At 67.2% G+C, this 11,322-nt stretch carries 15 protein-coding genes and 1 pseudogene; 11 read left to right on the top strand and 5 right to left on the bottom strand.

What is annotated here, in order from left to right; genetic code table 11:
• Positions 1-68: 68 nt before the first annotated feature.
• The 5 genes from AB0H00_RS29600 to AB0H00_RS29580 form a co-directional block, all read right to left on the bottom strand.
• Positions 69-392 (bottom strand): WhiB family transcriptional regulator, encoded by a 324-nt coding sequence (locus tag AB0H00_RS29600; protein WP_357272718.1) that lies wholly within the window; start codon positions 390-392, stop codon positions 69-71.
• On the bottom strand, positions 389-613 hold the full coding sequence (locus AB0H00_RS29595) for a hypothetical protein (protein WP_357272716.1): 225 nt from the start codon (positions 611-613) through the stop codon (positions 389-391). Before AB0H00_RS29595 ends, AB0H00_RS29600 begins: the two co-directional genes overlap by 4 nt.
• Complete coding sequence (locus AB0H00_RS29590; RefSeq protein WP_357272714.1) at positions 610-939, bottom strand: hypothetical protein; 330 nt, start codon at positions 937-939, stop codon at positions 610-612. The genes AB0H00_RS29595 and AB0H00_RS29590 overlap by 4 nt, the downstream gene beginning before the upstream one ends.
• Positions 936-1,175, bottom strand: coding sequence for a hypothetical protein (locus AB0H00_RS29585; RefSeq protein WP_357272712.1), 240 nt, complete (start codon positions 1,173-1,175; stop codon positions 936-938). Before AB0H00_RS29585 ends, AB0H00_RS29590 begins: the two co-directional genes overlap by 4 nt.
• A gap of 86 nt (positions 1,176-1,261) precedes the next feature.
• Positions 1,262-1,585 (bottom strand): hypothetical protein, encoded by a 324-nt coding sequence (locus tag AB0H00_RS29580; protein WP_357272709.1) that lies wholly within the window; start codon positions 1,583-1,585, stop codon positions 1,262-1,264.
• Between the two features lie 57 nt (positions 1,586-1,642).
• Here AB0H00_RS29580 and AB0H00_RS29575 point away from each other — a divergent pair.
• From AB0H00_RS29575 to AB0H00_RS29525, 11 genes and pseudogenes are all read left to right on the top strand, one after another.
• A pseudogene (locus tag AB0H00_RS29575) lies at positions 1,643-1,825 on the top strand (GntR family transcriptional regulator); the annotation flags it as partial.
• Entirely contained in the window at positions 1,826-2,473 is a 648-nt protein-coding gene (locus AB0H00_RS29570; protein WP_357272757.1) for a GntR family transcriptional regulator, read from the top strand. It abuts the pseudogene before it with no gap.
• The gene (locus AB0H00_RS29565) at positions 2,467-3,270 is read left to right on the top strand and encodes a glycosyltransferase (protein WP_357272707.1); all 804 of its coding nucleotides are present in this window, start codon (positions 2,467-2,469) and stop codon (positions 3,268-3,270) included. The genes AB0H00_RS29570 and AB0H00_RS29565 overlap by 7 nt, the downstream gene beginning before the upstream one ends.
• Positions 3,271-3,290: 20 nt before the next feature.
• Entirely contained in the window at positions 3,291-3,734 is a 444-nt protein-coding gene (locus AB0H00_RS29560; protein WP_357272755.1) for a hypothetical protein, read from the top strand.
• A gap of 294 nt (positions 3,735-4,028) precedes the next feature.
• Entirely contained in the window at positions 4,029-4,226 is a 198-nt protein-coding gene (locus AB0H00_RS29555; protein ID WP_357272706.1) for a toxin-antitoxin system, read from the top strand.
• A gap of 519 nt (positions 4,227-4,745) precedes the next feature.
• Positions 4,746-5,720, top strand: a complete 975-nt coding sequence (locus tag AB0H00_RS29550) for a hypothetical protein (RefSeq protein ID WP_357272703.1) — start codon at positions 4,746-4,748, stop codon at positions 5,718-5,720.
• Between the two features lie 193 nt (positions 5,721-5,913).
• Positions 5,914-6,720, top strand: coding sequence for a ParA family protein (locus AB0H00_RS29545; RefSeq protein ID WP_357272701.1), 807 nt, complete (start codon positions 5,914-5,916; stop codon positions 6,718-6,720).
• A complete protein-coding gene (locus AB0H00_RS29540) occupies positions 6,717-7,130 on the top strand; it encodes a hypothetical protein (protein WP_357272699.1) in 414 nt (137 codons plus the stop codon). The genes AB0H00_RS29545 and AB0H00_RS29540 overlap by 4 nt, the downstream gene beginning before the upstream one ends.
• Before the next feature lie 217 nt (positions 7,131-7,347).
• Positions 7,348-8,568 (top strand): hypothetical protein, encoded by a 1,221-nt coding sequence (locus AB0H00_RS29535; protein ID WP_357272697.1) that lies wholly within the window; start codon positions 7,348-7,350, stop codon positions 8,566-8,568.
• Positions 8,568-10,406: a hypothetical protein gene (locus AB0H00_RS29530; protein WP_357272695.1), complete on the top strand. Its 1,839-nt coding sequence runs from the start codon at positions 8,568-8,570 to the stop codon at positions 10,404-10,406. Before AB0H00_RS29535 ends, AB0H00_RS29530 begins: the two co-directional genes overlap by 1 nt.
• Positions 10,407-10,769: 363 nt before the next feature.
• A complete protein-coding gene (locus tag AB0H00_RS29525; protein WP_357272692.1) occupies positions 10,770-11,321 on the top strand; it encodes a MobC family plasmid mobilization relaxosome protein in 552 nt (183 codons plus the stop codon).
• Position 11,322: the final 1 nt, after the last annotated feature.

The following is an 11,322-nucleotide window of genomic DNA, read 5'->3' as shown; positions in this document are numbered from 1 at the left end:
CAACGGGTGAATTCGGGCCGCGAACGCGGCATGACAAGTCGGCGAACGGTTCTCGGGACGGATCGGCATCACGCGGCCCCCTCAGCGGGCGCACTGGCGGCGATCCCGGCCAGCTCGTCGACGGCCGCCGCGCGGGCAGCCGTCGACCTCTTGTTCGAGTGGTTGGCGGGCAGATACACCGCTGCGACCACGCACTCGGCCAGCTGCGCCGATGCAGCCAGCGGCAGCGCCCACTGCGCGCAGTGCTCCAACCGCGGGCAGCGACCGCACAGTGCCTTGGCCTGCTCGATCCGCTTGGTCTGCCGCCCGGTCGCGAAAAACAGCTCCTGGTCCACGCCACGGCACGCGCGGTCGGCGAACACGACAGGGTCTGAAAGCTCGATGCGGGTCACCGGGCACCTCCCGGCGTGGCCGTGGTGGTGCGCAGGCTGCAGAACGGCTCGCACGGGCCCAGCGGGCGCGGCGTCACCCGCGTCGACCCCTCCTCATGCGACGGGAACGCGACCGTGACCAGCAGCATCACCAACACACCGACCGCGAGCACCGCAAGGAACGCACCGACCATGTGCCCGATACCCGAGCGCAGCACGCCCTCACGGGCCTGGCGGCTCACCGGTCCACCCCCAACGCCTGCTCCGCCGCCGCACCCATCCGCATCGCGGCCAAACCGACCGCCTCCGCCGCCGTCAGCCCCAACGACGCCGCCCAACGGCCGACCTCACGCTGATGGCTGGACGCGACCGCGACCTTCATCGCGTTCACGGCCTGCTCCTTGGTGAGCTGGCGACCGGGCAGGTAATCCACCGCCCAGCGGCCATCGCCCACGTAACGGGCCATGTGCCCGGTCTGCTCACTGGACATGACGTGGCGGCCCACATGCACCGTCGACGCGGGCCGCGTCGACACCGTCCGCGCAAGCAACTCCGTCGCGACGCTCACCTCGCCACCGCCGACCCGTTCACAGGCAACACGGACTGCTCACACCGCGCGACCTCAGCAGCGGTCATGCCCAACGTGGCCGCCCACGCATCGACCTCAAACCGGTCCGGCGCCACCGCGATCCGCATCGCCGCACGCGCCTGCTCCCTGGTCAGCTGACGACCAGGCAGGTAATCCACCACCCACCGGTCCTGACCGACGTAATCGGCATGATGAGCGGTCGCGTCACTGACCATGCGCCCGTTGATCTCCTGGACCACCGGAATCGCAGGCGCAGCAGCACGACGCCAAACCTCACGCGTCCAAACAGCTGGAATCTGCATCACGCACTCACCCCCAGCACCGCAGCGTCCGAAGGGACCTCACCGGCCTGGCAGCGCATCACCGCATCCAGCGCATCCATGCCCAGCGTCTGCGCCTGGACGCGGATCAGCCCCCACACCATGCGGGTATTCGGGGTATCGACCCACAGGCCCCTCCCCCACCGCGCGGACATCTCCGCAATCGTCAGACCGGCCAACGCCGCCCGCGCCGACACCCGCACGCCCGGCCACAGCGACAGCCGAAAACGGCCTGGCCCAACCTCATACGCGCAGTGCGCGGACCCCTCCGCTGTCAGCCATTGCCCCTCACGCCTGATCGCCATCAAGTCCTCCAATGTTTGGCAGTAACAAAACGATTGGATGTATTGTTACTGCCAAACATGCTCAAGGTCAATGCTTTGGCAGTAACAAACCAGGAGGTCTTTGTGCCATCCCCCACCACCCCGCTCTGGGCAGACATAGCGGCAGGTCTGCGCAGTCGCGTAGCTGCTGGCGAGTGGCGACCTGGGGAGCGGCTACCACCGATGCGACAACTCGCTGACGAATACGGTGCAGGCAGTCATATGCCCGTCAATCGCGCGGTGATGTCGCTGGTCAGCGAGGGGGTTCTCACAACCGACCCGACCGCCCCACGGCGCGGTGTCCGGGTCCGCAGCACCCAGGTGTTGACCCGCGATCTGTTCGGCAACTCGGGCCTGCCGGTGAGCTTCGAGGAGGAGACCGGCGCGGATGGCGTCGAAGTCGACGTCACCTACGACTGGGTTGACGCGCCCCTGGACATCGCCGAGCTGCTCCAGATTCCAGAGGGCACCGACATTCTGGTTCGCACCTACCGGTACTCACTCGATGGGACACCGCACCAGATCGCGCGTGAGCACATGCGCGCCGACCTGGCACGCGCGTGTGGCTTGACCAGCCCTGATGTTGAGGTTCCGGGCCGCCACACCGGCGCGTGGTTGGAGCGCGCTGGTGTCCGGCTGCACCGCGAACACCTGGTCCTGCTTACACGCAACCCCACTGCGGACGAGCGTGAGGCGTTGGCAGTTCCGGTTGGTGTCCCGGTCTACGAGAAGACCCTCACGACCTACGACGAAGCTGACGCTCCGCTCGACGCTCGACGGATTTTGGTCGTCGCAGACCGCATTATCTACACAGCCGATCGCGTGCACTCAAGCAGCGACGACGAGACATCAGGAGGCGAGCGGTGCTGATCTCCGTGGTGACACCCGTCCATCAGGGCAGACTGGACTATCTGACCGCCGCATACGAATCTCTGGTTGCTCAGGTGATGCCGGATGGCTGGGACTGGGAATGGCTTGTGCAACACGACAGTCCGAGCCCACTCGAACTCCCCCAGGCTGCACAAGCCGACCCTCGAGTTCGCCCCGGTGCGGCCCGGCATGGCGGCCCAGGCGTCGCTCGCACCGTGGCGCTACAGCGTGCCCGCGGCGTGTACGTGCGCAATCTCGATTCCGATGATGTGCTGCCACCCACCGCGCTCACGCGCAGCATCGAGGTCCTGGAACAGCATCCTGAAGTCGGGTGGACCACCTGCCGAGTCCTCGACCTCATGCCTGATGGCAGCCTCACCGCGTTCCCGGGTGACCCGGCCGAAGGCCCGATCCCGGTCGGGGCAGTCGCACAGTACTGGCGAGAACACGACTGGCGGCTATACGTCCATCCCACGACGATCACGATCCGCCGCGAGCTGCTGCTCGCACTCGGCGGATGGATGGCCCTACCGATCTCTGAGGACACCGGAATGATGTTGACCGCCAACACCTTCGCAACCGGCTGGTTCATCGCCGACATCGGGCTGTTCTACCGCCAGCACCCCGGACAGATCACCAAGGCCGACCCAGACGCGTCCGACCGGGCCGAGCGTATGGCAATGATCGATCAGCGTCTCCGGGCACTCGAATCCCTGCTTTCCCCCGGCCGGACGGAAAACCGGAATCCCTCAGCGACTTCAGACCAGCTGCAGCCGTCTCGAAAGGAACTTAGATGACGAATCCCCCGCCACAGTCGATCTCCGGGCAGCGCGCCGATGGTCCGGCGGAACGGCATCGGCGTCCTGCCGACGTCGACGATACGACTGTCGCAGCGGTCGGGAAGCTCTCGGAGGCGCTGGAGGCGATCGAGCGTGCTCGCGGGCATCTATACGCATTCCACCAACTGACCGGAGGTGGTGACCGCACCCTCGATGGGGCGGTCGCGTTGCTCCGGGAGGCGGGTCACGCCCGCTACGCCGACCTGATCGAGCAGCAGCTGATCGGCCGCAACGTCCTACCCGGCCGATGGACATTCCAGATCGTCGAGGAATACGACGACGGCTACTACGAGAGCTTCCGCCGCCTCGAACGTGAAGTCCGCGAAGGGCTGCTCGCCGGCCGCCGCCACGTCTTCGAGGCAGAAATGAGAGAACGCCGCCGCACGCGTGGTCTTGCAGGCCATGAGGCGACACCGGATTGAAACCGCTGTGTACAACGCTGATCTGCGCACCCTCGCTGAGGCAGACTGCGCAATGCTGGTCATCGAGTTCCCCTGTCTGGACCGGCCGCTGCCGCGTCTCACACAGCAGTGAGCGCGAGAGTTCCTCCCACCTAGGTGGATTGAGCTGGCCCTGTACTTTTTGCTACGAGCCCGACAACTTTTCATCAGAAGTGCCACCTCAGCATGAGCGAGACGGATGTCCCATGGATTGTGGGAACTCGGATCCGGCGTGTCGGCGGGGCGTATCAGATTCGAGATGCAAGGCTGCCCCTCATGGCTCAGCCGAACAAGGGCGATCGCGAACTCACGCAATCTCGCCTCGCACGAGATGTCTACAACGAGGTCAGGAAACGCGCTGCTGCACAAGGCGTCAGCATCTCGCAGTACATCGCGGACACGATGGCGCGGCATGTCGACCGTCCCGACCTCGTGTGGGTTCGCCCGTCGGACCAGTTGCAGCTCAGCGCGTAACCCAATGTCCGGAAAGTACCTCGGTAGCTTGTGCGACAGCTCCCGAGATAGTCCATGACCAGGAGGAACTTGCCGCGGCAGGCTGATAGTTAAGCGGGGTCACTGCGAAGTCCCGCAGATGGAAGAACTTCATAAACGCGAGAAACCCCCGGCCTTGCACGCCGAGGGTCTGGTCTCGCCCTTAGAAGGGACTTTGCTCTGGAAAGCAAGTCTCACGGTAGCGCACGCCCATATAGCGGTACAACTGCGACACAGCACGCGCGACAAAACCGTGACAACCAGCACGTTCATGTCCGGACGGCGGTATCCGCCCACCGGACTATCGGCGCGAAAAAGGGCTCCGGAGCACCACGCTCCTGGAGCCTGTTCAAGCCCCCGGCACTCAAGCTCGAGCAGCCCGAAGACCTCTACGCGGACGTTCCGTCTTGCTGGTGGTCTCAGCGTCGGTGGGTCGCCTACTCCCTGGCGCTATACGACCTGCTCTACAAGGAGTTGCGCGCCACGCTGCGGGCGCCATCGGTGCGTCGAGACACGTTCCTGGCGTGGGCCATTGCCGAGTCAGGCTGCGCCGACCTCGGCACCGGCCGCGACTGCCGCCCCTCGGTGAAGCACCTGAGCGAGCGCATCGAACGCCACCCCCGCACCGTGAAACGCTGCCGCGAGCTTGCCCGACTGCTCGATCAGCGCCAGGTCGTGTTCCGCGGACGCCACCGCACCAAGAACGAGCGGCTGGACTCCTGGCGGCGCGATGACCCCAACCGCGGCTGGACAGCCGTCGCCGCGCTGATCGAATCCCCCGCTTATGCCCACCTTGTGGATAAGTCGATCATCAAATCACTACTTGAACAGGACTTTGTCACCCCACTACCGCGTAGCGGTGGTTCTCTTTCTCTCTCACGCCCCAGCTCAGTTGTTTCACTACACAACGGGACAAAGGGACGCGCTCCGCGCGGCCAGGACAAGAAGGGGAGGTCGAAGCGGCCCCGCGCGTACGACTCCCGAGCCCTGTTGCTGGCCGCTCACGTCCGTTCTGACGCTCGTTTCCCGCTCTGGATACGCAGACTAGGGGTACAAGGACTCGCGGCCGTCCTGACCCGCCGCGCGCTGGCAGGCTGGCGGGTCGACGACGTGCACGCCGCGCTTGACGAGGTCTACCTGTCCGGCCGCAAGATCTTCGACCGGCCCCGCGACCCCCACGCATACCTAGCGTGGCTGCTCAGCTCGACACCGGTCGACGAACCACCCATGCTGCTGGACCGGGCCCGCGAAGCGTGCCTCGAACTGGAGCGACAGACCCGCCAGCGAGAAGAGAACGAGCAGCGCCGCACCGAAGCCATGGCCCAGGTCGTCGCCGCACCCGACTCCCCGGCGCGAGCTGTCGCGGTGGCCGTCGCTGCAAAGGCCGGCCGCCGCGCGATCAGCTCTGCCGCCGAGGCCCGCGCCGCCGCCGAGGCCGCTCGCCGCGAAATCGCGCGGCTGGCCCGTGAGGACTGACCACTCTTGGTTTCGCGAAATGACGTACCTACATGAAGACATACATGTAAACGTGCATGCAGGGCTACCGGCAGAGATGTGTTCGGACACGCTGGTGATGTGGCGGGTAGTCCTGCTGAGGGGCATGCCTGCGCCTAGCATGCGCCTTGCATGTCTGTATGCAGCCTTACATGTGCTGATGAGCGGAGGATTCATGGCGGCACAGTCAGATGACGCGATCGGTCGCGTCATCGCCATCGCCTTGCAGAAGGGCGGTGTCGGAAAGACGACCACAACGATCAACCTCGGAGCTGAGCTGGCTCGGCTGGATCTGCGGGTGCTGGTAATCGACGTCGATCAGCAGGCGCACAGCACCAGCGGGCTCGGTATCACCGTCGGCCCGAACGACGCGACTGCCTTCGAGGTCCTCACCGACGAGCGAGCCGACCGAGTACCGCTGGCCGACGCGATTCAGAAGTCCGAGTTCGGTGTCGACGTGGTGCCCGCGGCGCTGGCACTGCGGCGTCTGGAGAAGGGGGGTCTCGGTCCCGGGGGACAGTTGCGGCTGGCAAAGCAGCTCGATGACCTCACCGGGTATGACGTGATCCTCATCGACTGCCCGCCTGCTCTCGGCGCGCTTACCGAGGCCGCGATGGCTGCCGCTGACGATGTCCTGGCCGTTCTGGAAGCTGGTCCCGACGAGGTCGACGCCCTGGTCCGCCTCGGCTCGGCGGTCGCGGACGTGCAAGACAGCCTCAACGAAGAACTCGAGATCCGATACGTGCTACTCGCTGACTACGAGGGCAACACCAAGGCCGCGCAGAACGTGCGTGAGGGCCTGCTGCGGGACTGGGGAGCCTGGACAGATGGCGGCGCCTACCTCGGCGAGATCCCGCATACCGTGCGCGTCCGCGAAGCCAAAGACAAGCAGGTTCCGGTCGCGGTCCACGCTCCAACGTGCAGCGCGGCGGTGGCCTATCGCGACGCCGCGGTCCGCCTCGCGGAGCGGATCCGCGCGTGAACGCCTCCACACCCGGGATCAGCGTGCCTTCGACCAAGGCGCCCTCACGGGCCGAGCGTCGCGCCGAGGCCGAACGAATTCGGCACGAGCAGGCCTCGCCCGCGGTCCCTGAAACCGCCAAGTCCACGCCGGCCCCGGATCCTGCGGCCGTCACAGCCGAGTCACCCGGCCCGGCAGGGAAGGATAAGACCATACCCACACCGCCCCCGCCGACCGTCCAGCTGCCGATGAAGGCCAGGCACAACAAACGGCCTCTCGCGACCCAGGTCCAGGCGAGCACCCTCGGACGCCTGGAATGGGTCCGGCGACAAGGTGCGGTCCTCACCGACACCGTCGACGCCGCGATCAACGCCTACCTCGATGCTGCGGGCGTGCCCCACGCCGATGAGAACGGCAACATCACCGAATAACCCCCAACGACAACCCCATACCACCCGCATACGCGCAATCCACCACGGCCCCGGCTCCCTGCCGGGGCCGTCGTCGTCGCACCGCGAATACAAGGGTGCAACACCAGGTACTGGTGTCGATCCCGACGTTGCAGGCAGAATTTCCTATCTTTAATTTCCTATCGGATAGGAATTGAAAGATAGGAAATTAAAGATATGTAAGTGGTAGACTTGAGTCATGTCGAATTCCGAGGATGATGCGTCGTCGCAGGCGCAACGGATCTGCGCCTATCCGGATTGCGCACGTCCGACCAGGCCGGACCCGGAGACGGGGGCCCCGTCGAAGTACTGCTATCAGCGGGACACGCCGGGGTCAGCGCTGCACAACCCCGCGAACAGCTGGAAGGAGAAGGACCGGCGCCGCAAGAAAGTCGCCGCCGGCGGCGCGGTGGTCGATATCGCCCAGACCGACGCACCGGTGTCGATGGCGCGGATGAGCCTGGAGTACCAGCTCACCGAAGCGCGGAAAGCGATGTCCGACCTTGCGGGCAAGCTGACCGCCATCGCGCAGAACCTGGACACCTCGCGTGACGACGAGGCACAGGCGGCTGAGCTGCAGCATGTCCGGACCGAGTCGGAAAGGGCTGTCGCGGAAGCCCGAGGCCGGGCCGAGGTCGCCGAAGCGCAGGCCCGTCGGGCCCGTGACGATCTCGAGGAAGCCAACGACGCGGCGCGGATCGCGGCCGATCAGGCCGACTACGCGGCGGAGTGCGCTCGCTGGCTGGCCTCCGAGGCACAGCTTCACGCCGAATGGCTAACCGCTGAGGCTCGGCAGCACGCCGAGAACGAGATCCAGGCGACCCGCGAGCACGCCGAGGCCCGAATCCAGGTCGCGACGCAGGCCCAAGCCGATGCCAAGCGCGCAGCGCAAACCCGGATCGACGAGGTCGAACGCGATGCTGCGGAGGCCCGCGAGGAGATCGCCACTGTGCGCGCCGAAGCCGAGGACCGCATCGCGCGGATCGAGTCCGACGCTCAGGAGCGGATCGAGCGCTATGACGAGCTGGCCCGTCGTGCGGCCGAGGAACGCAACCAGGCCGTATCCGAACGCGCTGGCGCCGAGCAGGCCGCTGCCGACGCCCGCGCCGAGGCCAGTCGGCTCCGCAGCGAGCTGGCCAAGGCCCGCGAGGAAGCCCGCAGCGAGCGTGAGCAGCTGCGCGGCCAGGTCGACGCGGTCCGTGCCGAAGCGAAGTCCCAGGTCGAGGCCGACCGGGCCGAGATCCGGCAGTTGCGGGACGAGCTGGTCGCCGCCCGCGCCGAGGCCCGCGCCGACCGCGAGCAGCTGCGCAGCGACCACAGCGGCGAGATCGCCCGCATCCAGTCCGCGCACGACACCCAGCTCCAGGCCCTGCAACGCGCCCTCGACGCCGACACCACAACCGAGAAGGGTTCCCGCTGATGCTTCCCCGACCGAAATCCAGAATCGCGCCGCCGCCCGATGGGGACGGCCTGATCGTCGGTGCGCTGCCCGACCGGGTGCAGACCGCGCGTGAGCGGCTGGCGCATCAGGACGACCCTGCCCTGCTGGCGGCGCTGTCGGAGCGCGAGCTCACCGACGCCCGCGAGCTCGCCGAGCTCATGCGCGACCACGAACGCAACGAGCAGCGAGCTCGTATCCAGGCCGCCGCCGACGCCGCCGAACGGGTGCGGCGCACAGCCTCACAGCTGGCCGAGCGTGAGGCCGCGGACCTACTGCGGGCCGCGCAAGCGATCGGGGAGCAGCGCCACAGCAGCAGCCCGCACGCCAAAGTCGCGCGGCTGCATCAGCGCAAACCGCGCGTGCTGGGGCTGCTCGCCGGGGTGGTGGCGTTCTCGATGCTGTTCTCCGCGGTCACGGTGCAGCAGAACATCGCGCCCACCGGCGGTATGGGCAATCCGATGTGGTGGCTGTCCTACGGCCTGGAAGCCCTGATCAGTGTCGTGCTGGTCGCGTTGATGCTCTCGACCGCCGACACCGCCGAGTGGGGTGTCATCGACAAGCTGTGGCAGGTCTACACCGTTGAGGGCATTCTGCTGACGGCGAGCATCGCGCTCAACACCTTCCCGTACGTCCGGGAGGGGGATGTGACCGGTTTCGGTGTGCACGGGATCGCACCGATCATGATCGGCGTCGCCCTGGTCACCCACCGCCTGGTCGCCGAACGCTACGGCAGCGCGATCGAACGAGCGACCGCAGCGGTCCCCGACCACGAGGACCTGCACGCCCGGCTGGTGGCCCTGACACAGGTCGGTGGCGCCGGGAACCAGATCCTGCCGGGCATCCTCACCGAGCGCCCCGAGACCGGGCGGGACGAGGCGGTGTCTGCCCTGCCGGCGGCCGAGCCCAGCGCTCCCAGGACTGCCGACGACACGGTGGCGCTCCCGCACGAGGCGCCGACTGACGAATTCGCCCACCTCGAGGAGCCCGCACTTTCCGCTGCCGCTTCGCACTTGCAGAGCGATCCGCACTTCGCTGGTGCGGAAAGTGCGGACACCGATCACCGGCCCGAAGTCGAAGTGCAGGCCCCCGCACTTCACTCCGGTGCGGACCGAAGTGCGGACGAAAGTGCGGAAAGGGTAGATGTCGAGTCTGCCCCGCACTTGGAGCCCGCACCGTCTGTCGAGCCTGCACTTACGGCCGCCAGCGACGGTGCGGACGAAAGTGCAGGGCAGCCCGAGGCAGCCGAGACCGAGCCGCGCGAACTGGTCGCAGACGCAGACGAAATCGCCTCTACCTCCGGTAACGAGGGCACTCGGACCGCTGCGGAACCCCGCACTTCTCTCCGCACTTCCCGGTCGTCGCAGCCTGCACTTGCGACCCGCTCGCACCCGAAGACCGCCCCTGCACTTTCTGGTGCAGGCGTCCGGCCGCAGTCCGCACTTGCTGTCTCCCTGCCCGAAAGTGCGGACTCGCCGCAGCAAGTGCAGCCCCAAGTGCAGCCCCAAGTGCAGCCCCAAGTGCAGCCCCAAGTGCAGGCCGTACCGGGCACGGCTGTGGCACTGGCCGAGGAAGTGCGGGCTGCCGGGGTGGGGCGTCGGCTGAGCCCCGAGGTCGTAGTGCAGGTGCTGGAGATGGCGGCCGTGAACGCGTCGACGAACGCGATCCACGAAGCCACCGGGGTGCACCACAAGACGATCAACTCCATCAAGGCGACCGCTGAGCGGATCCGTGCGGAGGCCGGCCGCACCACCGAGGAGTCCGGCGGTGGCCGACTGATCGAACTGCGCAAACGCGGTGACCGGAAGGGCGAGAAGTGACCTGAGATCCTCCGAATACAGAGACGAGACCCCGGCGGGGCTTAGCCGCCGGGGTCTCGTCGTGTCTGGACCCTACCGGCTCATCCGTCCAGCGCCCCAGAGGCGGGGTGTAAGGGAAGGCGTGGCGCGGGTCGCGCCACGCCTTCGAAGGGTCGGCGGCTGTCGCTGCCGGAGTGACTACAGGGCTCTGTTCGGTCTCGTCTCGTGCTGGTCGCGGCGATCGCGCTCCGGTATGCTCAGAGGCCAGCCCCGGCGGAGCAAGCTAACACTTATGTGCCATAAGTGTGGTCACCTCGCTGGGGCGAGGTCCACCCGGGTTGCCGGGTGTCGCTGCGCTGAGCCAGAGAGGGAGGTGGGTGCGAGGTGGTCACCCAGGTGCCGGAGCGGCCGGATTCGGCCGCCGCGACGTCGCCGACGACCGGGGAGGGCGTGGCGTCGAAGCGGCGGATGCAGGACGTGACACGGGCCCGTTCGCGCAAGCGGCGGGAGAACATCGGCGCGAGCGTGAAGCGGTTCCGGGTGACGGTGTCGGAGGCCGAGGCCGCCGCGCTCGCGGAGGCTGCGGCGGAGGCGAGTATGACGGTGCCGCGGTATCTGGCGGAGTCGGCGTTGAACCCCACTGGCGGCCGCGTGGCAGGGGAAGCGGATGAGGCGGGGCCGTGGCTGCCCTGGCCCAAGCGCAAGACCCTTGCTGGGATCCTGCTGTCGGCAGCGGGAGCGATGGATGAGGTGCGGGTGGAGCACCTGGCGAAGATCGGCGGCAATCTGAATCAGATCGCGCACGCCGCGCATGTGACCGGCACGCTGGCTGAGGACATCGACGACACTCTCGCCCAGCTGCGGGTGGTGTTGGAGGATCTCGCGGCGCGCGCGGCGCGGCTGGATGAGCTGGCGCGCGAAGTGACACGACGGTGAG

It is taken from the genome of Nocardia sp. NPDC023852 (genome assembly GCF_040639505.1).
GTDB lineage: Bacteria > Actinomycetota > Actinomycetes > Mycobacteriales > Mycobacteriaceae > Nocardia.
The sequence above is the reverse complement of the archived record's forward strand: the minus strand, read 5'-3'. Positions and strand labels throughout refer to the sequence as shown.